Below are 21,403 nucleotides of genomic sequence, written 5' to 3'. Positions count from 1 at the left end.
CTGATGACAATCATTACGACTGGTGCGGTGACGCTTGCAGCGGACGCCCACCGGCAGCAGACCGCTCTTGGCCTTGCCCCGACCGGCACCGGCCTGGCTGTTCGTTCGGGTGTGCATACTGGCCTGACTGTAGGCAAGACGGCCGGCATGGGATTCCAGGTCGCCCTTGGCCGCGCGGTCATTGCCGCCTCGACTGGTGACGGCGGGGCCTATGTGGCCACCGTGACGGTCGCTGAGAACGGCACCTTCGAGGTTGGGGATGCGTCCCGCGACCGGATCGACATTGTGGCGTTGAAGGTCGATGAGGCCGCATCGACCCCCAACGCTGTGTCCGTGGTCGTCCTCAAGGGCGCCTATCCCGCTTCCGGCCAGCCTGTTGCCCCGGTGATCCCGGCGGCGCACATAGGTCTGGCTCAGGTGAAGATCATCGCTGGCACGTCAGCGGGCAATGGTGGCTGGTCGACGGCGAATCGCACCGACATTCGACCTCCGATGGTCTTGGCCAACCAGGCGCCATCCATCTCAGGCGAGGTCGAGCTGATCGGCATCTACACCCGGAAGGCGGGTGCCACCGGCGCCCCTTCCTACAAGCTGTCCACAGACGGCGAGGTGCGGCTGTCGGGCGTCATTGGTTCCACGACGACGTCGGTGACGCACGTGCCCGGACAGAAGTATCCGGCGTTCCGGGTCCCAGTCAACGTTGCCCCACCTGCGCAGCGCCTGATCCTCACTGGCACCGACCTCGCCTCGGGTGGTCCAGCGCTCCTCTACGTCAACACTGACGGACTCGTGGAGTACTCGACTTACGGTTCGGCCCCAACGACTTCGACCGATTCCAAGTTCTTCCTGACTTTGGACAACGTGACGTGGTAGCCAAGTGGAGCCTTGAATTCGCCACCGTTGTTGGTGATCGCACGATCGAGCGCTTCGACGCGGACATTGGCCGGCTCTCCAAGTACATCGGGAAGACCGGTTCCCTCGACGCCACCATCCCGATCCCGAACCCGAACATAGGCAGACGCGCCAACGCGGTCTTCGGTGGTGAGGGTCGCTTGGCAATGTACGCGTACCGCGACAACGCCCTCTGGTGGGGCGGCTTCGTAGACACCACCAGGATCAGTGGGGGCCGAAGCGGCTCCCAGCTGGACGTGTCTGGGGCCTCTTTCGAGTCCTACCCCGATAGGCGCACTGCCCGAACCAAAGGTGCGCTCACCAACCGCGAGCAGCTGGACATTGGCAAGTTCCTCTGGGACGAGATGCAGGGCGACGGGCTGGGTGCCAGCATCGGCGTGGAAACGCCACAGCATTCTCCGTCCGGGCGGCGCCGCGACTTCTCATGGAAGCCGTCTGACGTCCGCACCTACGGTTCACTCCTGAAAGAAGTGTCCAACCGGGCCGATGGGTTCGAGTGGATCATCGACATTTGGGATGACGGTTTCGTCAGGCACCGAGCCCTCAACATGGGGTACCCGCTGATCGGCCGCCCCACCCGCCCATATGTCCTGACGTATCCAGGGCAAATCCTTGAGTACGAGATTGAGGGCGACGCCCTCGACGGGGCAAACAGCTTCCAAGCCCGAGGCAAGGCCCCCGACCCTGTCGGGGTCGCGGGCACCCCTGGCGGCGGCGGGACAGCGTCCATCAAGCAGGACCCGATCATGTCCGCCGTTTACCAGGACGATGGCCTGCTTCGTTCGGGCCATGCCCGCATAGACGCTGTGATCGAACGGGACACTGTCACCCAAGTCTCCACGCTGAACGACTGGGCCAAGCTAGCTCGCGACACCCGGTCCGGGCCGCTGGTGCTGCCCGAGATTACTTGCCGCCTCGACGGTTTCGATCAGTCGATCCTCGGCTCAGAACTGCTCATCCGAATCAGCGACCTCCCCTTCCCGCCCGGCCCAGAAGGTGCCCCCGGCTACGAGGGGCTGGCCCGGGTCATCGGTTACGAAATCGATCCGGGCGAGCAGGGCGCCGACGACATTGGGCGCCTCATCTTTGAGAACCCTTACGACCAAGACCACATGAAGAAGGACCCCAACTAAAAATGGCACGACACCGTCGAACGCTTGAACAGGCCCTGACTGACCTTTCCACTAGCGGGCGTAGCGGCAGGACTCTGGCTCTTAGTGTTCCGGCGATGGAGCCCGTTGGCTCAAATGGCATCCTGCCCGGGGCGGTTACCGCTGAGGCCCTGGCTGAGAACGCGGTGGCTCTCGCCAACCTTGACGCGGAGCTGGCTACCGAGCTGTCCGCCAACAAGGAAACCATCAAGCAGCTCAACTCTGATCTGACCGTGCTGGACGGCGACCTAGCTACTCTGGATGGCCAGATGACAACCGCGCAAGCGGCACTGCTCCAGGCCAAGGCTGACATTGCAACGGTCACTGCAGCGGCGAATGGCAAGAACAACAACTACCGTGGGCCGACAAAGCCCGCCGGCACTGCCTACGTCGTGGGCGATCACTGGTTCAAGACGCCCGGCAACATAATTCATCGCTGGGATGGTGCGGACTGGGTCAACATTCAGGACACCGATATCGCGGCGGCCAAAACTGCAGCTGCTACGGCTTCTACTGCGGCAGCCACGGCGGACAGCAAGGCTGTCGCGGCCCAGACCAAGGCCGATCAGGCAAAGACTGCCGGTGACAACGCCCAGCTGGCTGCGAATGCTGCAGCCAGCGCAGCCGCCACGGCTGACACCAAAGCAGCTAATGCGGCAACTGCCGCCAGCGCTGCCCAGACAGCGGCCAACAACGCCAAGACTGCGGCTGATACCGCCGCTTCTGCGGCTTCAACTGCTGATGGCAAGGCGGTGGCGGCGCAGACTGCCGCATCGAATGCGGCAAGTGCAGCTGCAGGTGCTCAGACCACTGCGAACAATGCCGGCACTGCAGCGGCTGCAGCCGACGCTAAGGCCGCGAACGCTGCCAGCGCAGCATCTACTGCCGACGGGAAAGCCGTGGCTGCCCAGGCTGCTGCTAATGCGGCTGCGACAGCTGCTAGCGCTGCGGACGGTAAGGCGGTTGCCGCTCAGACTGCTGCGACGAATGCTGCAAATGCAGCCTCAACAGCACAGACAGCAGCCACGAATGCTGCTTCCGCGGCTAGTACGGCTGACGGCAAGGCGGTTACCGCCCAAGGTGCAGCTAACTCCGCGGCCTCTGCCGCCAGTGCAGCACAGGCGGATGCAACCGCGGCTGGTTCAGCGGCGAGCATCGCACAGCAAATGGCAAGCACCGCTGACGGCAAGGCCGTCGCGGCCCAGGCCACCACCAACGGCCTGGTGACCAACGCAACGACGGATGCCACGGGGTCGCCAATCTCCAAGAGCGCCATCTGGAACAAATACAACGCAGCGGGAACGCTCCTCCTTGCCCAGTGGACCTCCAACGCCGCCGGTACGGCATGGGTTCTTCGCAAGCTGGACGACGCCGTGATCGGAAACCTCAACGCCGGGACAATCTCCGCAGGCTTCTTGGATGCCGCACGCATCAACGCCAACACGATCACCGCAGACAAGCTCGTGGTGTCCTCCGGTACAGACCTTGTGTACAACGGCTCCGCTCAGAACGGGGACACCAACGGTTGGTCCGGGTTCTCCTGGCAGAGCACCGACACCCCTGACGGTGTCGCTCGGGCGTGGTCCCACAACGGCACACAGGCCACGGTCAACTTCCTGAACAACCCCGCAATCCCGGTCAAACCGAACACCGACTACCGGATCACTACATGGGTGAAGGCAAGCAAGGCTGGCTCCCGCGTCTATCTGGAAGGGATGACCGGTTCCACGGCTGCCGGCCACCGCACCACCCCCACCTACGCGTTTACATCTGTTGAGGTTCCGACAGCCTGGACGCAATGGAGCACCACCATCACCACAGGCACGGCCCCGGCTGGTTGGCTCTACTTCCGGTGGTTCATCAACCACACCGCAGGCACCGTCTACGACGCTGTGTTCAGCTTCACCGGCTTCACGCTCCATGAAATGAACGGCGGCAAGCTGATCGTGGATGGCGACGTGCTCGCCAACCACCTGGCTGCTGACTCCGTGACCGCGGCCAAAATCAAGGCCGGTGAAATCACGGCGGCAAAGTTGGTCACGGGCACCCTCACCTCCGCATCTGGCGTGTTCGGAACGATCGATGCGAGCATCCTGAACGCTGGAACGATCAACGCTGCCCGGTTCAACGCCGGTGATGTGCGGGCCAAGTTCATTGAGGCTGGAAAGATTGTCGCTTCCGAGCTGGTCGCTGGCACCCTCACGTCGGCCTCGGGTGTCTTTGGAACCATGGATGCTTCGGTGATCAACGCTGGGACGCTCAACGCTGCGCGCCTAAACGCTGGTGATGTGCGAGCCAAGTTCCTGGCGGCTGGCAAGATTGTGGCTTCCGAAATCACGGCCGGCACGCTCACCAGTGCGTCCGGAATATTCGGCACCATGGACGCTTCGGTGATCAACGCTGGGACGCTCAACGCGGCCCGTTTGAACGCGGGAGACGTCAGGGCCAAGTTCATTGAGGCTGGCAAGATCACTGCCTCTGAAATTGTGGCCGGCACACTGACAAGCGCCTCGGGTGTTTTTGGGACAGTGGATGCTTCGGTGATCAACGCTGGAACCCTGAACGCCGCACGGTTGAACGCCGGGGACGTCAGGGCCAAGTTCCTGTCAGCTGGCAAGATCGCAGCTTCCGAGCTTGTCGCCGGAACCATCACGTCCGCCTCCGGAGTGTTTGGCGACGTGGACGCCTCTGTCATCAACGTGGGTACTCTCAATGCCGCACGCTTGGACGCTGGAGACGTCAGGGCCAAGTTCCTGGCCGCCGGAAAGATCGTTGCCTCCGAGCTTGTCGCGGGCACTCTCACGTCCGCGTCCGGCGTGTTCGGGACCATGGATGCCTCGGTTATTAACGCCGGCACGTTGAACGCCGCCCGGCTGAATGCCGGTGACGTTAGGGCCAAGTTCCTGGCGGCAGGGAAGGTCGCCGCTGAGGACATTGTTGCCGGGTCCCTGACGTCCGCGTCAGGCGTGTTCGGAACGATCGACGCTGGGTCAATCAGCGCTGGAACACTCGATGCCGCACGTATCGCTGCGGGGTCGCTGTCGACCAAGCAGGTTGTGGTGGGCGACCAAACCAACCTGGTCAACGATGGCAGCTTCGAGGCCGCGGCTAACAGCCCGTGGACTCTGATGGGAACGAGCAACGGCGCCATCGTCACAGACAGTGGCAGGAGCAACAGCTACGTACTCCGGTCGAACGCTGGCCGTGCCGGTATGACCATTGCAGAGCAGCGCGGGATCACGCTCAAGGGTGGTGACAAGTACATCATCAAGGCGTCGATCTACAACAGCACCACCACCACGGCTACGAACGATATCCGCGTAACCACCTGGTACAAGGACAAGGCGGGGGCCTCGACAGGTTCGCTGTCCGCTATCAACCTTTCGGTGGGTACCACCAGCGGGTGGACGGACTACCAGACTCCTGTCTACGCGGTGCCGGCTGGCACGGACTCCCTGTGGATTCAGTGCAACGCCGCCACAACCTACAACGGAATTGTCATCTGGGATGACATTGAGGTTCGCCGCCTCACTGGCGCCACTCTGATCGAGGACGGCGCCATCACGACCGACAAGCTGTTCACCAATTCTGTGACCACAGCCAAGGTTGCAACCAACGCCATCACGGCGAACGAAATCGCCTCCAACGCCGTGACCGCCAACAAGATTCAAGCCGACGCTATAACAGCGTCCAAGATTCTTGCAGGCGAAATTGGCACAGCCCATATGACTGCTAACTCGATCAACGGCGACCGCATCACGGCGAACACGCTGCACGCGGACAAGATCATGGCCAACACGATTAGCGCCGGGCACCTGTCCGCGACCGCGATTGACGGCAAGGTTATCACCGGCGCCACGATCCGCACCGCGGCCTCTGGTGCCCGCGTGGAGATGGCTGGTAGCCGGATGAGCGTCTACGACGGTTCGAACGTGCAGCAAGCCAACTTTGGCGCGCTGACCACCGGTGGCAACGGCATCGAGATTCGCAACCCGCAAGGCAACATGACGCGACTCGCGGACCACGTTTTCGGCGTGACCGCTGACTCCCACGTGAGTGTCCTGGTCGGAAGCGTCGGCGCCAACGAGAACTTCCCCTGGACGCAGATCGGCGTGCGCCGTCAGGTCACCACAACCACGGGTCGCATCCTGCTGCAGGTGTCCGCGGACATGATGATCAACAGCTACAAGGGCTACTTCTACGTGGAAGGGTTCCTCTCCAACACGTCCACTGGCAACGCGATCGCGGGAACGTTCGTGCGCGTAAACAAGACGTCGCTCGACAACGTGGACCTCGCCTACGGCGACTCCTACGCCAAGGCTCAAATCCTCAACGTCACCCCCGGCACGTACTGGGTTGGCTATGGCCGCGGTGGCGTATCTGGCCCCAGCCCGACTATGGGTCCCGGCAACATCGCGATCACCAACACCGCCTTCGTGGCGACACCCCTCTAAGACTCGCTACCCAGCAGGAAGGAGCCATTGTGGCTTACCTGAACCTGTCCCTGAACAAGGGCAACGGCACGGCCATTACGGCCAGCATCGAAATCAACGACGCCGCAGCAACGACCCTGGCCGAAGCAATCACTGCGGCGATCCACACGTCCTTGGACGAGCCCGCCCTGTGATCGACATGAACCACCCGCTGTTCGGCCCCATTATGGTCGCGGCCATCGCAGCACTCGCAACTGTGGTGGCCGCGGCTATTGCCAAGCTCAGGCCCCGGGCTGACCCTTTCGAACGCGCGAACCTGCTTCTCGACCAGTACCAGGAAGACCGCGAGGCCGACCGCGCACACCGCGAAGTGCTGGAACGAAAGCTCGACCAGAGCATCGCCCGGGCAGACAACGAACGCGCGTACTCTTCCTCCTGGGAGGAATGGCACGCCGCTGGCATGCCTGATCCGCCTGGTCGTCCGTACCGGAAAAACCACACCACTCATGAAGGTCCCCGATAGGGGGCCTTCTTCTATTTGCAGAGGAGGTTCTGCCCTTGATTTGGCCTGTGCCATACGACACCAAGAGCCAGAGCTTTGGGGAAAATCCCACCAAGTACCTGCCCGCCAGCCACTGGATCATCCGACAATTCGGCAACTACCAGCCCGACGGGCACACCGGCATGGACTTCGCCGTGAAGGCCGGCACACCTTTCCGGGCGTGCGCTGACGGCACCGTCATCCACGTCGGCTGGTACCCCGGTACATACGCGGACAACGACATGTGGATTGCCCCCGGCTTCGCGGGCTTCTGCTACGTCGTGGACCACCCGTGGGGTCGCAGCATCTACGGCCACGGCCTGGACGGCGGCTCCAAGGTCCGCGTGGGCGACCAGGTGAAAGAAGGTCAGGTCCTCGGCCTGACCGGCAACACCGGCGGCACTGGCGACCACCTTCACTTCGAAATTCTGCTCAACGGCTGGGTCGTCAATAGCCAGTTCTACGGCCGGGTCAACCCGGAAGCCGTGATCAGCACTCTGGCCCCCGCCGGCGAGGTCATCACCTACACGCCGGACGAGCAGTTCTTCATCGACCTTTCCATCTCTCTCCCGTAAGGAAACCAATGGCTCCGAAGATCCCAGATTTCACCAACCAGGCCCGACTCAAGGGCACGCATGAGGCCCTGTTCTACGGCGGCGAGTCCACGCCCCGAGGCGAGTCTCTGTTCTACATCGCAGATGCCACTCCCCGCCGCGTCTGGGAGACGCCAATCCTGCGTGAGGGCAAGAACATCAGCGCCCTGCAGGAACTGGCCGACTGCAAGACGTTGCTGATTCGCAACGAGGCGACTGTCGCTGGCCTGTTGGCCGCGGTAAAGCAGCTCGCTGCCGGACAGGGCTCCGACCCTGCCGCAATCCAGGCCGCTGTTGAGGCTGGCGTGAAGAACGCCATGTCCGGCCTGTCCGCTACCGTCACGATTGGAGAAGGTAAGTAATGGGCGATCACACTGCCGTAACCCGGCACTCTGACGCATTCGAGCGAGCGCTCCGCACCCTCTGGGTTGCTGTGGGCATTGACATTGTCAGCGCCATCGGCGTTGGCCTCACCAGCCTCATGGTGGAGCAGGACGTTACCAGCGGCCTGTTCTGGGCTGGTTTCGGCGTCCTGATCATCAAGTCGGTTCTGTCCTCTGTTGCCGCCTACTTGGTCCGGCTCAAGGTTTCCCCCAAGAGCGCCTGAAATAGCGTGGGCAGGCGATAGCCACGATTGCCGGGTTCCGCCTGCCCTACCCAGGAAGGGCGCTACCAGCGGATAGGATTAGTGGTTGGTTTAGCGCAGTGTCAGAATGGGGAATTTCATGGACGTCCGCCCGCAGGTCTTCGTCAGCTCCACCTACCTTGATTTAGTCGAGGAGCGGCAAGCCGTTACGCGAATCTTGCTTGAGCTGAACTGCTTCCCGGCTGGCATGGAGCTATTCCCTGCGGGCGATGACGACAAGATGGACCTCATAAAGGGAGTCATTGATGACTCCGACTACTACATTCTCATCCTGGGCGGAAAGTACGGTTCGGTCGACGCCGAGACTGATGTGAGCTACACCGAGATGGAGTACGACTACGCCATCGAGACACAGACTCCGGTCATGGCCTTCCTGAAGCGGGACCTAGATTCCGTGGTCAAACAAAAGACTGAGCTGGACCCGAAAAAGGCCGAACAGCTGGAGGAATTCAGAAAGAAGGCCGAGTCCAAGCGCACCGTCCGGTACTTCGACGGCAAGGACGACCTTGCGGCACAGATTGCCACGTCTTTGGTTGCGCTCCAGAAGAAGAAGCCAGCGATCGGGTGGGTTCGTGGTGATTTTGCCATGACACCTGAGATGCGTGGAGAGTTGGCCGAGCTTCGTGCCAAGGTTACCGAGTCCACGACGTCTGAGGTCAGTCCGCTTTTCCCTGATCTGGAGGACGGCGAGGACGGCTTTGAGTACGACGTGTCGGTGGTCTACGTAGACCGCAACAGCCGTGAGTATTCGAGCGGGTACACGGTCATCACGAACTGGAACGAAATTTTCAAGGGCATAGCGCCCAAGATGCTCCACGAGGCCTCGGACAGGAACCTCGACAACGCTCTCACGGAGCACCTAAACGCGATGGCGTTCGAGACATTTCCGCAAATTAATCCTGACGTGCAAGTGCAGAGATTGCGGCGAGCAACAGTCCGAACCCCCGGCATTCTGGACGATGTGATAGTCCAATTCCTAGCCCTCAGGCTTGTAGAGCGGGGCACCCAAAAGCGGGGAGTGAACGATCGCCAACGCTATTGGAAGCTGACCGCCAATGGGGAAGACCGAATGATGCAGCTCCGTGCTCGCCGGAAGACAAGCGAAAAGGAAGTGGCCGCAAAGGCATAGTTAACGCTCTCCATTCTGAGCCTGGAACCCCGCCAGCTGACCTACGGTAACGTTTAGTCTTCTTCTCCGGGGTCGTTCTCCGTTTCAGGCGCCGGCCCAGTGCCAATTTCTGTCCGGGCCGCATCAACAAATCTGCCGACCAGAGAATGAAAATCCCTGGTCGCGCTGGTGAGTGATATCCAGTCCTGCATCTCCTCAGCAGAATCGGCTTCCGCCTTGTCCATCTGCATCCTCACTATGACCGCTCTCCTGGCTTCAAAGTCGATCCGCTTTGACCAGTCAATGGTTTCGGCACCGCCCACCAGCGTAAGCCGTCCGCAAGCGATAGACATGTCATCGAGCGGTGGAGCAGCGGGCATGGGCGAGTTTGGGTTGGAGTTCGCTGCGTGGATTACGGCTTCTGCTTTGGCAAGGAACTCAGCGTAGGCTTCCTGCTGATGGGTTCGAAGCCAAGTAGCATGGTCCCGTTCCACGGCCGCAGCTAGCGTCTCGACTGTGTTCTTCCGGTTAACCCAGGAGGACAGGCCGGCGCCGCCCAAGCCCGCGATTAGCGCCACGCCTGCTGTGACGATCAAACGCAGAGTCTCTTGGTCCATGAGCTAGTCCACCTGATCCTGCTCAGAGGAATCTGGGTCCGTTTCCCGGGATGCCTCATCACCGGCGACAGCCGTTCCCAAGTCTCGACGGCTCTTTGCGACAAAATCCTGAAGCAACGCCTCAACGCGAGCCCTAAGCAGCGCGTACTCTCCGTAGTTCTTGTCTGTGCTGGCTCGTGGGAGGCCCCATTGATCAACGCTGGGCCGCGAGTATTCGATCAGTTTTTTGACCGCCTCCTCGACCTCCCATGCAACAGTGCGAAGTTCGGGTGGTCCCACAAGGCGTATACGCATTCTGGCACCCGACAGATTGATGGCGGTGTCATCTTTACCGCCCCTCCACATGCTTTGGGCATCGCTGACGGCCTTATCAGCTTTGAGCACGAACTCGGCGTACGCCTCCTGCTTTTGGTCGCGAACCCAGAGTTCGTGCTCGCGGCTCTTTGTCCGTTCCCATTGCTCCTTGCTGCTCCGCTCGGATGCGGCAAGCGTATCCGTCGTGTTCCTTCTATTTATGTATGAGGTCAGCGCGGCACCACCCCAACCAGCGAGCAGTGCGCCAGCGGCAGTAACTATGAGTCTTATCGTCTCCTGGTCCACGATCAGTCCTGTTCAGTCTCGGGTGAAGGTGCCATGGGGGCGGCCGAGTGGAGTTCCTTGCGGACCTCCTTCACGAACTCATCCACGACCTCGTGGTAGCTGTTCAGGTTCTCAAGCAGTTCGCTCATCAACTCCAGCAGCGCTTTGTCGTCTTGATCGCCATCTTCTTTCCGCTGTTCTAGAGTTCTCCGCTGACCCGCGAAATCAACCGCTTTCAGAGCGCACGCGACCATTTGGGTGGAGGAAAGTCTGACTGAGGAGGCGCCAACCATCCTGACCCTGTTGTACACCATTTGCAGTTCGACCAATGATCTGTCTACCCCTTCTTTTGGAGCAGCCCAGTCGGGAATTTCAAAGATTGCGTGCGTGGTCGCAAGAAGCTGGGAGTAGGCTTCCTGCTTCTGCTCACGCAGCCAGTTGGCGTGGCTTTGTTCTTGAGTTTTTTGCCATTGGTCTTCGGCTGTGAGGCGGGCAGCAGCAAGAGATTCCTTGGTGTTCTTGCGGTTAATGAAGGCTGTCAAGCTTGCGCCGCCGAGCCCAGCAACCAGTGCCACACTTCCTGTGATCAGCTGGCTGGTGAGAGTCAAGGTCTGTTGGTCCACGGTCCAAACGTACACAACGGACACGACAATCACGGCCTAGACTCGATGCGTGAGTTCCATCTTTGACAGACCATCCAAGTTCTCCGAGGCCGGACAGGAGTATGAGCTGGCCCCGTCCGAGTACACGTTCACGCATCACGACGTCCAAAGGTTCACGTACGGGCAAGAACCGTACGTCATTGCTCAAGTGCCTGTAGCGGGCGGCAGCAAGGTGGAGGTTCGGGCGCTGGCAGTGTGGTGGTCGGCAACGCACGTCCAGATCGAGTGGACGGATGAAAACATGAACATGTTCAACTGCTGGCTGCCCAAAGCTGATGTGAAGCGTGTCGACCTGATGGAGTAGGGCGGCAGATACGTGCCCCGCTGAACGATTGTTAAACACAAAAAAGCCCCCTACCCGGGGAACCTGTTTTACCAGGAACCCGGGTAGGGGGCTTTTTGTCGTTGTTACTTGCGGCTGATCAGGCCACCGATGATGCTAAGCAGCGCGACCGCAGCGACGCCCTGCCAAATGTTCAGGACGACCGCGCCAGCGGTCAGGATGCCGACCAGCCAGATGCCCAGCCAGGCCAGCAGAAGCCAAATGCCGAACACGATCGCGGCAATGAGGACGACGACACCGATCACAACTGCCGTGGCGCCGAGCCCTTCTGCGACCTTGTCGGAGGGCTTGAAAACGTTCTTGAGGGTCTTAGACAAATTGAATGTCCTTTCGGGTGAAGAGTTTGTCGAGCTTCTGCTCAAGGAAGAATGCGTGCGTGTAAACCCACGCGTGGATGGCCTGGCACAAGCGCTCAAACCTCATTAGCGGCCTCGACCAAATCGACCCGTTCGAACCGCCCATTGTTGAGTCGGTGGGTCAGGTCGTTGAGTCCACGCTCCGCGGACTTCCGCTGCGCGTCAGTCAAGTCCTCTTTGGCCCCGTACTTGAGGTAAAGGTTCTGCTGGTAGGAGTCCTTGAGCTGACCGAACCGGTCCTGCACATCGACCCGGCCCTCGACGTCAACCCCGGGTCCCAGGTCAACCCAGACCGACTCTTCGAGGATGCGCTCCACCATGTCCGGCGTGTACACGAACGCGCCGGTGAAGTACATGAAGTCGTTGCGCTGTTCCCTACAGAACTTGACCGCGGCCTTGCCTGCGAGCGTCTTAATCCCGGCCTCGTCGTAGCCCCTGATCGTGGACCAGTTCTCCGCAAAGAACAGCCAGATGGCCTGTTCAATGTCGTCCACCTCAAAGATGGTGGACTGCTTGTGCTGGTTCTTGGCGACCCTCTGCACTGTCTCGGCGTGCAGTTCGTAGAACTCGGTGGTCATGTTAGACAACGGTGTAGCCCCGTCCCTTCCCGTCTTCGGTAATGAATGTGAGCGCCCCGGGGGCGCCATGGTCGCCGGTCTGGTTCTTCCACCACGTCGACTCAGATTCCTGAGCCGGGTTCATGATGTAGGTCCGGGAGCCCTTCTGCTCGATGTGCAGGTGGTGGCCGTGAGCAGCAAGCAGCATGTCCGCTTTGCCAATGTCAGAGCCTGGTTCGAACGCTTGCCCCTTCTCCACCAGTCCCAGTGCTTGTTCGTTCGCCACTGGTGGCCGTGAGCGTGCGTCAGGACCGTCCCGTTCACGTCCAAGGTGACGGTGAGCGAGTCCCGTTTCGGCACGAACGTCTCCACGTGGGAGTACGCTGCCTCGTTCAGCTTCATCGCGTCCGTCACAGCCACTAGGGCATCGACGGCGAAGCTGTCGTCGTAGGTGGTGATGCCCGGCATTCGGACTGCCTCGTCATGATTGCCCGGGACGGAAACGACAGTGAGCCGTTCGGTGTAGGGGGCGAAGCTGTCGATCGCGTGGAGGAACAGACGACGCATGAGCCGCAGCTGTTCTGTAAGGGTCAGCTCGGTGCGCCAAGCATTCTTGCCGCCCTGACTGACGAACCCTTCCATGCAATCGCCCAAGAATGTGAGGTGAGCGAAAGCGGCCTCTTTCCTGCGAGCCTGTTTGAAAGCGGCCACACCGTTGTCGATGGACGCGAGAATCCGGTCCACAGTTCCCGCAGTGCCGTCACCATCCGCTTTACCAAGCTGCCAATCTCCATTAGCGAAGTGGAAAGTGCCCGCACCAGTACCTGGATTCGGTTCGCTGTTTCGTCGGCCAACATGCTGGATCAGCTCCTCAAAGTTCAGCCCGGAGGCGGTGATGCGTTTGACGCTAAAGCGCCTGTATTGCAAGGTCTTGATGGTTCCGCCACCCACGTTGGCGTCCCATTCGCGGTACTGGATGGGCGGGATGATTTCCCACTCCTTCGGGTCAAACCCGGCCCGCTCCAGCAGGAGCTTGTCGGTAACGTTGGCTCCCGGCTCCAGTGGCCCTGTTGATCCGAACCCGCGGTCGCCGGTCCGTTCGTTGCCGCGCTCCCAGCCAGTCGGCGCAGCGACCTGTTCTTTGGCAAGTTGTTCGGCTTGCTTGGTTTCAAGTAGTTGGTTGAGGCTCAGAGCTGCGCCCTGCCTTCCCTGAGTTTCTGCCTGAACCGCTTCACCTGGTCCCCGGTGACGCCACCCATGTGAGCGGCCACTTCCGGCGCGGTGAACTGTTCCTGGTCTTTGATGATGGTGCGGAACGCCTTGCGTTCCTCCTCGGGCATCGCGTCGTACGCTGCCTGGACTTTGTCGGTTCCTCGTCGGCTGCCGCCCCTTTCGAGCAGGGTGACAAGGCTCATTAGAGGACCCCGAACTCGGAGAGAATGTCCTCGACGTTGTCGAACAGGTCGCCGCCCATGACGCCGTCGTTGTGGATGACCGCGTGCTCCCCCATCGCCCCAACCCACTGTTCCGACTCGTGACCTGCGGGGTCGTACTCGACTCCGTCCCGGTCCACTTGCAGGAGGAGGCTGCTGGGGCTGACCTTTCGCAGCTGGAACCGCTGGGGGTTCCAGATCAGCTCACCCTCGTTGGGGAAGCGAACATCGGAAATGACGACCCGGTCGGCGCCGGACTCCTCAATTTCCTTCACCATTGCGCGGACCCAGAAGTCCGAATCAATCGTGCGGACACAGTCGGTTCCGAGCAGTTGGAGGAGGCGGCGGTACTCGTCCGCGTAGATGGACCCCTTGATCCATTCCTCATTCTTCTGGACAGTTTCTGTGTCGTCCCAAATGTCCATGAGACGCGTGCCGCCACCCAGTAGCGGGTTGAGGCTGCGAAGCATGCGTTTCAACGGCGCCGCCATGGACAACTTTGTGAAGCCGTGCAGGTCCACCAAATAGTCAGCGACAGTGTCCTTGCCGGCCCGCTTGTAGCCGGTCAAACCAATGATGATCAAAGAGTGTTTTCCTTCTTCCAAGGCAAGTCCGCCTGGTTGGTCTTGGCAGGAATGTCGTACAGCAGCGACCACTCCCCCTTTTCGAAGTCCCACGCCCAGATCGACATGGGATGGTGCCGGCCATAGCTGCCGCACTGGTAGCTGACTGCCTGCTTGGCGAGGCCCAGCGTCCGATGCAGCTTTTCGTCCGCACCGGATCGCCCGGGGATGATCGTCAGGTGAACCTTCCGGAGGTCCACCGTGGGCAGTTGGCGCTGGCCTGTCACTTGCTGGCACCGATCAGCGCGCGAATGTTGGCTGCCTGCTCGAAGCGCAGGTCGGCTGCAATCTCGGCGTCGTCGGCCAGGTCCGTGAGTGAGGCCGCCTCGCTGCGTGCCTCCTGCGATGCGTGCTGCAGAGAGCGGGCCGAACCTTCCAAGCCGCTGATCGCGGACTCGAACATGCCGACATATGCGTCAGCGGAGATGTTGGCCGCGCTGACCCGCTGCTCCAACGTGGGTTCGTCGGTGACGTACTCGACGGTTGCTGCGGGGATGGACTTCTTCTTGATGCTGAATTTCATGAGTTACCTTTCCAAATGTTTCTAAACGTTGAACTTTCGGCGCATGAGTACGCCGGGTCTAGTAGCCTTCGGCTTCGATGTTGCCGGTGACCTTGACCTCCGAGGCGCGGATCGGAATCACGTCGCACGGGTGCAATTCGCTGGTGTCCAGGCCATCGCAGACCCAGCCAAGGCCCTCGGGCGGGAGTGCGAGTCGCAGGGTGGGGAAGGCCACTGCGACAGCGAACTCGGAGTCGGTCGGCCATTCGGATGCTCGAACGTATTCAGCGTCTGCTGGCATGCCGCCGGGCTCGTACACCTCCACGACAACGCCGGAAGCACCAGCTTTCAGCGGGCCAAGATCGGCCAGCAGTTCGACGCGGTCACTTTTCCGGAACTCGGTGTCAGCGATATTCACTTGCCCACCTCCAAGTACTTGGTGACGACTACGGTTTCGCGCTCCTCGCGCACCTCGGTGAGGTTGCCGAGGAAGGAGTGCTCGCCCATCTCGGTCAGCGCCTCGTCGTACTGCCACTGATACAGGGCTCCAGATGGCACCCGGGTCACGACGTTTCCGAAGCGGGACCACCTGCGTGGTTCGTCGTGCTCGACGTGGATTGTGCGGTATTCCCCGGGGGCGCCTCCAGGCAGATCATCGCCTTCGGCGTAGCCCCATTTGATGTTGGTGAATTCCATGAAGTCGTCTTCAAGGAACGCCTGCAAGGTCTGCAGTTCAGTCTTCTGAGTCATTTGGTCCTCTTTCTAATGCTTGATCTTGAGCAGGTCTTTCAAGGCCTGCGCGCCATGCGCCTTGTAGAAGCTGTTCACGTCATGCCCGTCCGGCATGAGGAACACCGCAGGTCCTGGCACTTTCTTGGCCACCTGGTCCGCGAACTTCGCACCCTGCCCGGCCTTGTCGTCGTTGTCCGCAAGGATCAACACCCGCTCATATCCGTTGAAGATGGCGTAGTAGTGGTCCTGCCACGACGAAACCCCCGGTAAACCAACCGCCGGCAGGCCAGCCTGCACTGCTGTCATGCAGTCAATCTCGCCTTCAGTGATGCAAATCCAGTCACGCGGTTCAGTGATCACTGGAGTGTTGAACAGGGTCAGCGTGGAACCAGCGGGCTGCCAGTACTTGGCGGGGTGCGGGTCTTCCGGCATCTTCCGGAACCGCAAGCTAACCGGCCCCGTGGGTGTCAGGTACGGGATTGCGATACGCCCGCGGGCGGGCTCATCCGATTCGACGGGGTCTGCGACGCACCCCAGCCGGAACTTCGCGATGGTGTCCGGCGTCAGGCCGCGTTCCTCGATCAGATAGTCGAGCTGGGCGTGCCCGGGCGGGTCGTACAGCTGCTGCTGATACGCCTCCACCCTCCTGGCCAGTGATTTCTTCACAGCGTTGGACAGCCGTGTGATAGTCGGCACCCTCTTTCAGTTGGATCAGGTCGATTGCGTCCCCGGAAAAGTTGCACGAGAAGCAGCGGAACCGCTGCTCGGTGTCGTGGAACTGGGCGGACGGCTGGTTGTCGTCGTGAATGACGCACCGAATCTTCACCCAGCCGCCGCGGTGGGGCAGGTGTTCGGCTCCGAAATGTTCCAGCACTGTTCGGATCGGAAATTTGGTGACGGCCACTACCCCACCTTTCCTAGTTGAGGTTGAACCCGGACCGGATCGCGTCCACCTGTGGCCTAAGAGTCTCGACACACGACCAGTGCTCATGGTTTGCCGGGAGCTGGCCGGCCAAGTGAAGGCCGATGACTCGGAGCCAGGCGGCGTCCACCTTGTTGTCATCAGCCACGTCGTCACCGCTGTAGCTGAGCCACGCGGCCCGCATCTGAGGCTTCTGGGCGTTGCCCTTACCCGATGCAAACTTTTTGAGAGTGGCCGGCGTGACTGTGACGTACGGGATCGAGTGCTGCTGCAGGTACTCCCGGATGACGCCCTGAACCATTCCTGTCACACCTGCTGCCATGGCATTCCTTGGTAGGTCCTCCATGACGATCAGGTCGGCGTGCAGAGTGAAGCGCGCAACACCCTCCCGGATATTGACCAGGCGCTGGTCACCGTCAGCAGGTTTCTGCTTCAGCACGTGCAACTGGCCGTGATCGTCGGCCACGCCTGTCGCGGACAGGCTTGGGTCTATGCCGACAACTCGCATTCAACCTCCATCCCGAGAAGCAATACCTGCACTTCGGGGCGGAAATTTGCCTCAGGAAATGCTTGGCGATGAACCTGCTCGGCCTGCTTCACAATCTCGTCCACTGTCGGACTGTGGCTATAGTCCTGGTCTAGCCGGGCAATTGCATGGGCGTTCGGCCTCCCACCCCTGCCGAGCTTGAGTGCGACCGACCATTCATCCGAACTCACAGATACTGAACACGCGTACCAATGATCGTTCGGAAGCGCAGGCGCTCCTGCCTCTACAAGGCGTTCAGTGAATGACGTCATTCGCAGTCACCTGCCCCGCGAACCCAAGTTTCGGCATCGAAGAACGCTCGTGCTACCGTCACCACAGGAGTGATCCTGCCTTCCGGGTACCCGTCGCTGATCATCTGGTCCGTGCCGAAGTTCAGGCCCGACCGGATGAGCGCGAGTTCGTCCAGGTTGAACGTCATTCGTGCGGTCTTAACCGGCAACCCGTCGTCATCGAATTCAACGAGGTGTTCTGTTTCAAAGATTGTCTTGCCCAATTCATCCTCCTCAATCGTTGGGCAGGGCTTCTAGCCCTGGTAGTGCATGCGACTCATGTCCGCTTGGAGCGGCAGAATCCAGGAACCGGATGCTTGTGCGCGTCCGTTACGGTTCTTGACCGGCGACACGTTCAGTTGACTGTCGGAGCGGTGCAAGGTGAGGACCACCTCAGGGGTCTTCGACACCTTGCCTCGCAGGCCGGACAGTGGAATCGCGCTAATGCCGTCTTCCGCTGCACCAACCACGTGGTGGAGTGCGATGATCGCGGCGTTCGTGTCCCGCGCCAGGTCGTGCAGGAACATGCAGGACTGTTCTAGGGCCTCAAACTCGCCCATGTCCTGCCAAAGGTTTTTGAGATTGTCGAGGACAATCACTTCCGGGTCCTGCCCGTACACCGTGTAGTAGGCGTTCACTTCGTCCAGCACGTCCGACTCGGTCGGTGATGACCGGTAGTCGAACCACATGTGCTTGGTTGCGGCATCCACTTCGGCATCCAAACCTTGCGTGTTGCCTTCCTTCACCATCCGTTCAATGTCGGACAGCGTGTATCCGGTGGCGATGGCCGCGGACCGCTTCCACATTGTGAATGGGTCCGAGTCGGCCGAGAAATACATGGTGGTGTTGTGTCGGCCCTGATCGTCGCCACGCTGCAACCAAGCGTGAACGACAGCCGACTTGCCCGTTCCTGGGCCACCCGCAACAAGGGCAAGCTGCCCTTTACGGATGTGTGTTTCGGTGGCGTTTAGGACACCGAATGGGCAGTGGAGTGGTTCTCCCGCGTCGACGTTCTTGCGCCTGCCCTGCGACAACCTAAGCATTCAGCCTCCTTTCCACGCTTAGGCGGGGCACCCAGGAGGGTGCCCTCACCTTGGTCAGCGAATCCAGGCCCAGTACTTGTGTGTGCCGGCTGCGAGTCCGGGGTGGTTCGGGTCATCGGTTTCGTTCTCGATGGCCTCTGTCACTGACTGCGGTCGCGGGTCGGCCCATGCATGCCACGGGCCTTTTGCGCTGGAGCCGTTCGCCATACGGGCTGGCTGGCCGAGCACGACAGGGGCACCAGGTGCGGCAGGAGGACCTGATGGAACTCCGGCTACGGGTTGAGCTGAGGCGACCGGTTGAGCCGCTGCGGGAGGCGTCCATGGGTCAGCGGGTCCGGTCCCCCAGCCTGCGGCGCCTGACGGCTGAGTGGGCGTGGCCCACGGGTCAACTGCAGCAGGTGCAGTTGCAGGAGCAGGGGTGGGCCGATGGTTGACCGGCGCACCAAAGGCAGGCGGGGTCTGGGGGTTTGGGGCTGCGCCCCATCCTGGCGGCTGCTGGGTCACGGAGGGCATCGGCTCGCTGTACTGCGCGGGTTGCAGGTCTGGTGTCGGCTCTGGGACTGCAGGGAATGCGGCTTGGTTGAATGCACCGTTGTTTGCCTGCGGTTCGACCGGCTTGGCCTCAAGGATCGATCCGATGTTGGCCTTGGCACGGAGCGCGGCTTGGAGGCGACCGACTGCGACAAGCGCCGCACCGTTCTCCAGCTCGACGCATTGGGCTTCGAGGTGGGCTGCGTTGTTGGAGCGTATGACGATCCAGGTGCCGTCCCGTTCGGGGGACTTAATGGTTGTGGTCAATGGTGCTTCGTTGTGTTCCGTCAAGGTTCTCCAATCGGACGAACAGAAGTTGGCTGTGTTTAGTACGCGGGCGGGTAGTAACCGGCCGGGGCTGCGGCCTGCGTGTCGTAGCCGGCAGGCTGTGCGTAACCAGCGGGGGCGGCGGGCTGTGCGTATCCGCCCTGCGCTACGGCCTGTGCGGCAGGTGCGTGCTGGAACCCGTGATCAGCGGGGGCTGCCTGAGCCACAGCTGGCGCGGGAGCGGCCTGGGCTGCAGCAACCGGCGCAACACCCGCCGGGGCCGCGTATCGGGCCGTGAACGCCTTCGCGTTGAAGCCGGACGACGAGTCCGTACCGCTGTACTGGAGGAACAAGCGGCCACCCTCAGCAGGCTGCTCAGCACCGGCTGCGATCAGAGCGTCCTCGATTGCTCGGCGCATCAGCTTGGAGGTGACATAGATCGTGCCCGAGACGCCCTGGTGGTCGGTGACCGGGATGACGCCTTCCATAATGGGATCGCCCTGAGTCTGGCCGGGGCGCGGCTTGTAGAACTTGGGCTGCTTCGTGGTGAAGTCCCGTGCCTGACGCTGTGCGATCGGGCCGGTGATGAAGCCATCAAATGCATCGCCAATGTTCTGGAACTTGATGGCCGGCGCGTTCTTGGCGGAGGTGTTGAAGAAGGTCATTTGGCGATTCCTTTCGAACCGAACCTTTCAAGATTCGGAGTTATACGGTTTATAAACATTCAACCATCAGGTCTAAAAGAATGCCCCGCGTCGGGGCGATGAAATTAGCTTACGCAACTCAACGGTGATTGTCAAGTTGTACATAAGCCGTACCTACGAGTTCACTGCAACCAGCGTTGGACCGGCTTTATTGGCCTGCCTCCGGGCAATATTGACGCCCCGGTGGGACGCGTACTTGGCTTTGCCCATCTGTTCGATCACCACCGATTTCATTCGATTGTGCTCGGACTCCGCATCCTTAACAGCCTGCCTGGCGTCGAGGAGCTGCTGCCCAGTTTTGTCATCCAAGTCGAACGTGGTGCCGTCGATGTCCGGGTGGAACTTGCGGACCAGCTTGTGGCTATCCTCTCCCCCGTCCATGGGAGGCGGCGTGCCGGCGTGTATCGAGTCCACGAACTCTTGGGCGGTCGCAAGCATTGCTGGCCCGCCAGGGGCGTACCAAACGTCCTTCTCACCGGGCTGCATGGACACCACCGGGGTCATGGGGTCGCGGTAGATCACGAACTCCTTGTACTTACCCAGCTCGATGAGGACGCTGATGTACGCGTACTCGAAGCCGAAGCATTCAAGGTAGTGCCTGACCTGCGCCACATACTTGACCGGCACCGACCCGTTCTCCCAGCCATAACCGGTTGCACTGGTCTTGCCTTCCCAGATGCCGTCCACCTCGCCGGTGGCCCTGTTCAGGAGGCGCCCATCGGGATTGGCCAGGTGCCATGGTCGGTCCACGTGAACCCAGGAGCCGCCCGGCAGAACCTCGAACTCAGGGTGGTTGTCCGCGAACTTGTCACGCACTACCGGCTCCAGCCGATGGCCCCATTCCGCGAAGTCCGGGTCGATTCCTTCCGGCTGGATGGTGCCGTACTTTTCGTGCCACAGAACGAATCGTGACTTGAACGAGTTGATGCCTAGGATGCTGGCGATTTCCGAGCCGCCGATGCCGGCGCGCCGTGCCTGGTGCCACTCCGGAGAGTCGTCTTCGAAGTGGCCCACCAACACGGCGTTCCCAAGGCGGGTGCCCGGCTTGTCAGTGATCAGCCCCATGGTGTCGGGGTCCTGATCGGAGAGGAACAACTCGATCATTCGGTTGATCTGCTCCGCAGTCATGGACTCCGGTAGAGCCCCCCAGTTGGGGGCGGTTGGTGTAGCAACTGTCATCCGTTTTCCTTTCCGTCAACAAAAGTGCTGGAACATAACCGAACAAGAGCTGATACTCCCCTTCGGTTACCTCCACAATGTCCAGCAGTTCTAACCCGTAGTTAGCCGCGGTCCCCTGAATATCAACTGATTCCAGATCGTCGGCGTACAGAT

30 protein-coding genes and 1 pseudogene are annotated in these 21,403 nt (G+C 61.0%); 11 read left to right on the top strand and 20 right to left on the bottom strand.

What is annotated here, in order from left to right; genetic code table 11:
- Positions 1 to 3 precede the first annotated feature (3 nt).
- The 9 genes from GVL04_RS08715 (at position 4) to GVL04_RS08675 (ending at position 9,405) form a co-directional block, all read left to right on the top strand.
- Positions 4 to 873 carry a hypothetical protein gene (locus tag GVL04_RS08715; protein WP_159702643.1) on the top strand — a complete coding sequence of 290 codons (870 nt, stop codon included), beginning with the start codon at positions 4 to 6 and terminating at the stop codon, positions 871 to 873.
- Complete coding sequence (locus GVL04_RS08710) at positions 867 to 2,045, top strand: hypothetical protein (RefSeq protein ID WP_159702640.1); 1,179 nt, start codon at positions 867 to 869, stop codon at positions 2,043 to 2,045. Before GVL04_RS08715 ends, GVL04_RS08710 begins: the two co-directional genes overlap by 7 nt.
- Before the next feature lie 95 nt (positions 2,046 to 2,140).
- Positions 2,141 to 6,517, top strand: coding sequence for a carbohydrate binding domain-containing protein (locus tag GVL04_RS08705; protein WP_159702637.1), 4,377 nt, complete (start codon positions 2,141 to 2,143; stop codon positions 6,515 to 6,517).
- A gap of 29 nt (positions 6,518 to 6,546) precedes the next feature.
- The gene (locus GVL04_RS08700) at positions 6,547 to 6,690 is read left to right on the top strand and encodes a hypothetical protein (RefSeq protein ID WP_159702634.1); all 144 of its coding nucleotides are present in this window, start codon (positions 6,547 to 6,549) and stop codon (positions 6,688 to 6,690) included.
- Positions 6,687 to 7,019, top strand: a complete 333-nt coding sequence (locus GVL04_RS08695; RefSeq protein ID WP_159702631.1) for a hypothetical protein — start codon at positions 6,687 to 6,689, stop codon at positions 7,017 to 7,019. The genes GVL04_RS08700 and GVL04_RS08695 overlap by 4 nt, the downstream gene beginning before the upstream one ends.
- Before the next feature lie 35 nt (positions 7,020 to 7,054).
- Positions 7,055 to 7,612, top strand: coding sequence for a M23 family metallopeptidase (locus GVL04_RS08690; RefSeq protein ID WP_159702628.1), 558 nt, complete (start codon positions 7,055 to 7,057; stop codon positions 7,610 to 7,612).
- Between the two features lie 8 nt (positions 7,613 to 7,620).
- Entirely contained in the window at positions 7,621 to 7,992 is a 372-nt protein-coding gene (locus GVL04_RS08685; RefSeq protein WP_159702625.1) for a hypothetical protein, read from the top strand.
- On the top strand, positions 7,992 to 8,237 hold the full coding sequence (locus tag GVL04_RS08680) for a hypothetical protein (protein WP_159702622.1): 246 nt from the start codon (positions 7,992 to 7,994) through the stop codon (positions 8,235 to 8,237). The genes GVL04_RS08685 and GVL04_RS08680 overlap by 1 nt, the downstream gene beginning before the upstream one ends.
- Before the next feature lie 118 nt (positions 8,238 to 8,355).
- A complete protein-coding gene (locus GVL04_RS08675; RefSeq protein ID WP_159702619.1) occupies positions 8,356 to 9,405 on the top strand; it encodes a DUF4062 domain-containing protein in 1,050 nt (349 codons plus the stop codon).
- Positions 9,406 to 9,458: 53 nt separating this feature from the next.
- Here GVL04_RS08675 and GVL04_RS08670 read toward each other — a convergent pair whose 3' ends face one another.
- From GVL04_RS08670 to GVL04_RS08660, 3 genes are read right to left on the bottom strand one after another with little or no spacing between them, the layout of a single operon-like run.
- Positions 9,459 to 10,001: a hypothetical protein gene (locus tag GVL04_RS08670; protein ID WP_159702616.1), complete on the bottom strand. Its 543-nt coding sequence runs from the start codon at positions 9,999 to 10,001 to the stop codon at positions 9,459 to 9,461.
- 3 nt (positions 10,002 to 10,004) lie between these two features.
- A complete protein-coding gene (locus GVL04_RS08665; protein ID WP_159702613.1) occupies positions 10,005 to 10,601 on the bottom strand; it encodes a hypothetical protein in 597 nt (198 codons plus the stop codon).
- Between the two features lie 2 nt (positions 10,602 to 10,603).
- The gene (locus GVL04_RS08660; protein WP_159702611.1) at positions 10,604 to 11,203 is read right to left on the bottom strand and encodes a hypothetical protein; all 600 of its coding nucleotides are present in this window, start codon (positions 11,201 to 11,203) and stop codon (positions 10,604 to 10,606) included.
- 49 nt (positions 11,204 to 11,252) lie between these two features.
- On the opposite strand from GVL04_RS08660, the gene GVL04_RS08655 reads away from it, so the two are divergent.
- On the top strand, positions 11,253 to 11,546 hold the full coding sequence (locus tag GVL04_RS08655) for a hypothetical protein (RefSeq protein WP_159702608.1): 294 nt from the start codon (positions 11,253 to 11,255) through the stop codon (positions 11,544 to 11,546).
- A 104-nt stretch (positions 11,547 to 11,650) separates the two neighbouring features.
- Here GVL04_RS08655 and GVL04_RS08650 read toward each other — a convergent pair whose 3' ends face one another.
- The 3 genes from GVL04_RS08650 to GVL04_RS08640 all read right to left on the bottom strand — a co-directional run bounded on the left by GVL04_RS08650 (position 11,651) and on the right by GVL04_RS08640 (position 12,784).
- Complete coding sequence (locus tag GVL04_RS08650) at positions 11,651 to 11,902, bottom strand: hypothetical protein (protein ID WP_159702605.1); 252 nt, start codon at positions 11,900 to 11,902, stop codon at positions 11,651 to 11,653.
- A gap of 95 nt (positions 11,903 to 11,997) precedes the next feature.
- Positions 11,998 to 12,528 carry a hypothetical protein gene (locus GVL04_RS08645; RefSeq protein ID WP_159702602.1) on the bottom strand — a complete coding sequence of 177 codons (531 nt, stop codon included), beginning with the start codon at positions 12,526 to 12,528 and terminating at the stop codon, positions 11,998 to 12,000.
- Positions 12,521 to 12,784, bottom strand: a complete 264-nt coding sequence (locus tag GVL04_RS08640; RefSeq protein ID WP_159702599.1) for a hypothetical protein — start codon at positions 12,782 to 12,784, stop codon at positions 12,521 to 12,523. The genes GVL04_RS08645 and GVL04_RS08640 overlap by 8 nt, the downstream gene beginning before the upstream one ends.
- Before the next feature lie 197 nt (positions 12,785 to 12,981).
- Here GVL04_RS08640 and GVL04_RS08635 point away from each other — a divergent pair, with 197 nt between their 5' ends.
- Complete coding sequence (locus GVL04_RS08635) at positions 12,982 to 13,572, top strand: hypothetical protein (RefSeq protein WP_159702596.1); 591 nt, start codon at positions 12,982 to 12,984, stop codon at positions 13,570 to 13,572.
- Between the two features lie 113 nt (positions 13,573 to 13,685).
- Here the strand turns inward: GVL04_RS08635 and GVL04_RS08630 are convergent, their stop codons facing one another.
- The 14 genes and pseudogenes from GVL04_RS08630 to GVL04_RS08565 form a co-directional block, all read right to left on the bottom strand.
- Positions 13,686 to 13,913, bottom strand: coding sequence for a hypothetical protein (locus tag GVL04_RS08630; RefSeq protein WP_159702593.1), 228 nt, complete (start codon positions 13,911 to 13,913; stop codon positions 13,686 to 13,688).
- The gene (locus GVL04_RS08625) at positions 13,913 to 14,515 is read right to left on the bottom strand and encodes a hypothetical protein (RefSeq protein ID WP_159702590.1); all 603 of its coding nucleotides are present in this window, start codon (positions 14,513 to 14,515) and stop codon (positions 13,913 to 13,915) included. The genes GVL04_RS08630 and GVL04_RS08625 overlap by 1 nt, the downstream gene beginning before the upstream one ends.
- Positions 14,512 to 14,781: a hypothetical protein gene (locus tag GVL04_RS08620; protein WP_159702587.1), complete on the bottom strand. Its 270-nt coding sequence runs from the start codon at positions 14,779 to 14,781 to the stop codon at positions 14,512 to 14,514. Before GVL04_RS08620 ends, GVL04_RS08625 begins: the two co-directional genes overlap by 4 nt.
- Positions 14,778 to 15,077, bottom strand: coding sequence for a hypothetical protein (locus GVL04_RS08615; RefSeq protein WP_159702584.1), 300 nt, complete (start codon positions 15,075 to 15,077; stop codon positions 14,778 to 14,780). Before GVL04_RS08615 ends, GVL04_RS08620 begins: the two co-directional genes overlap by 4 nt.
- 58 nt (positions 15,078 to 15,135) lie before the next feature.
- Positions 15,136 to 15,474, bottom strand: coding sequence for a hypothetical protein (locus tag GVL04_RS08610; RefSeq protein ID WP_159702581.1), 339 nt, complete (start codon positions 15,472 to 15,474; stop codon positions 15,136 to 15,138).
- Positions 15,471 to 15,806 carry a hypothetical protein gene (locus GVL04_RS08605; protein WP_159702578.1) on the bottom strand — a complete coding sequence of 112 codons (336 nt, stop codon included), beginning with the start codon at positions 15,804 to 15,806 and terminating at the stop codon, positions 15,471 to 15,473. Before GVL04_RS08605 ends, GVL04_RS08610 begins: the two co-directional genes overlap by 4 nt.
- Before the next feature lie 12 nt (positions 15,807 to 15,818).
- The gene (locus GVL04_RS08600; protein WP_235036219.1) at positions 15,819 to 16,484 is read right to left on the bottom strand and encodes a toprim domain-containing protein; all 666 of its coding nucleotides are present in this window, start codon (positions 16,482 to 16,484) and stop codon (positions 15,819 to 15,821) included.
- 22 nt (positions 16,485 to 16,506) lie between these two features.
- Positions 16,507 to 16,779, bottom strand: a pseudogene (locus tag GVL04_RS24945) (CHC2 zinc finger domain-containing protein); the annotation flags it as partial.
- Complete coding sequence (locus GVL04_RS08590) at positions 16,706 to 17,218, bottom strand: Holliday junction endonuclease (protein WP_159702569.1); 513 nt, start codon at positions 17,216 to 17,218, stop codon at positions 16,706 to 16,708. The pseudogene GVL04_RS24945 and the gene GVL04_RS08590, both read right to left, overlap by 74 nt.
- Before the next feature lie 286 nt (positions 17,219 to 17,504).
- Complete coding sequence (locus tag GVL04_RS08585) at positions 17,505 to 17,750, bottom strand: hypothetical protein (RefSeq protein ID WP_159702566.1); 246 nt, start codon at positions 17,748 to 17,750, stop codon at positions 17,505 to 17,507.
- A 30-nt stretch (positions 17,751 to 17,780) separates the two neighbouring features.
- Positions 17,781 to 18,569 carry a DnaB-like helicase C-terminal domain-containing protein gene (locus tag GVL04_RS08580; protein ID WP_024817003.1) on the bottom strand — a complete coding sequence of 263 codons (789 nt, stop codon included), beginning with the start codon at positions 18,567 to 18,569 and terminating at the stop codon, positions 17,781 to 17,783.
- A 54-nt stretch (positions 18,570 to 18,623) separates the two neighbouring features.
- Positions 18,624 to 19,367: a hypothetical protein gene (locus tag GVL04_RS08575; protein ID WP_159702563.1), complete on the bottom strand. Its 744-nt coding sequence runs from the start codon at positions 19,365 to 19,367 to the stop codon at positions 18,624 to 18,626.
- 59 nt (positions 19,368 to 19,426) lie between these two features.
- Entirely contained in the window at positions 19,427 to 20,032 is a 606-nt protein-coding gene (locus GVL04_RS08570; RefSeq protein ID WP_159702560.1) for a hypothetical protein, read from the bottom strand.
- A 153-nt stretch (positions 20,033 to 20,185) separates the two neighbouring features.
- A complete protein-coding gene (locus GVL04_RS08565; RefSeq protein ID WP_159702557.1) occupies positions 20,186 to 21,250 on the bottom strand; it encodes a YqaJ viral recombinase family protein in 1,065 nt (354 codons plus the stop codon).
- Positions 21,251 to 21,403: the final 153 nt, after the last annotated feature.

Source organism: Arthrobacter sp. 18067 (assembly GCF_902706295.1).
GTDB lineage: Bacteria > Actinomycetota > Actinomycetes > Actinomycetales > Micrococcaceae > Arthrobacter.
Note: the sequence above shows the minus strand (reverse complement) of the source record. Positions and strands in the feature narration are given on the sequence as shown.

What these genes read in the sequence shown, in the direction of transcription:
- GVL04_RS08715 (WP_159702643.1), top strand. Translation starts at nt 4, where the DNA reads ATGACAATCATTACGACTGGTGCGGTGACGCTTGCAGCGGACGCCCAC.
- GVL04_RS08705 (WP_159702637.1), top strand. Translation starts at nt 2,141, where the DNA reads ATGGAGCCCGTTGGCTCAAATGGCATCCTGCCCGGGGCGGTTACCGCT.
- GVL04_RS08685 (WP_159702625.1), top strand. Translation starts at nt 7,621, where the DNA reads ATGGCTCCGAAGATCCCAGATTTCACCAACCAGGCCCGACTCAAGGGC.
- GVL04_RS08680 (WP_159702622.1), top strand. Translation starts at nt 7,992, where the DNA reads ATGGGCGATCACACTGCCGTAACCCGGCACTCTGACGCATTCGAGCGA.
- GVL04_RS08675 (WP_159702619.1), top strand. Translation starts at nt 8,356, where the DNA reads ATGGACGTCCGCCCGCAGGTCTTCGTCAGCTCCACCTACCTTGATTTA.
- GVL04_RS08670 (WP_159702616.1), bottom strand. Translation starts at nt 10,001, where the DNA reads ATGGACCAAGAGACTCTGCGTTTGATCGTCACAGCAGGCGTGGCGCTA.
- GVL04_RS08635 (WP_159702596.1), top strand. Translation starts at nt 12,982, where the DNA reads ATGATTGCCCGGGACGGAAACGACAGTGAGCCGTTCGGTGTAGGGGGC.
- GVL04_RS08630 (WP_159702593.1), bottom strand. Translation starts at nt 13,913, where the DNA reads ATGAGCCTTGTCACCCTGCTCGAAAGGGGCGGCAGCCGACGAGGAACC.
- GVL04_RS08615 (WP_159702584.1), bottom strand. Translation starts at nt 15,077, where the DNA reads ATGAAATTCAGCATCAAGAAGAAGTCCATCCCCGCAGCAACCGTCGAG.
- GVL04_RS08605 (WP_159702578.1), bottom strand. Translation starts at nt 15,806, where the DNA reads ATGACTCAGAAGACTGAACTGCAGACCTTGCAGGCGTTCCTTGAAGAC.
- GVL04_RS08590 (WP_159702569.1), bottom strand. Translation starts at nt 17,218, where the DNA reads ATGCGAGTTGTCGGCATAGACCCAAGCCTGTCCGCGACAGGCGTGGCC.
- GVL04_RS08580 (WP_024817003.1), bottom strand. Translation starts at nt 18,569, where the DNA reads ATGCTTAGGTTGTCGCAGGGCAGGCGCAAGAACGTCGACGCGGGAGAA.
- GVL04_RS08570 (WP_159702560.1), bottom strand. Translation starts at nt 20,032, where the DNA reads ATGACCTTCTTCAACACCTCCGCCAAGAACGCGCCGGCCATCAAGTTC.
- GVL04_RS08565 (WP_159702557.1), bottom strand. Translation starts at nt 21,250, where the DNA reads ATGACAGTTGCTACACCAACCGCCCCCAACTGGGGGGCTCTACCGGAG.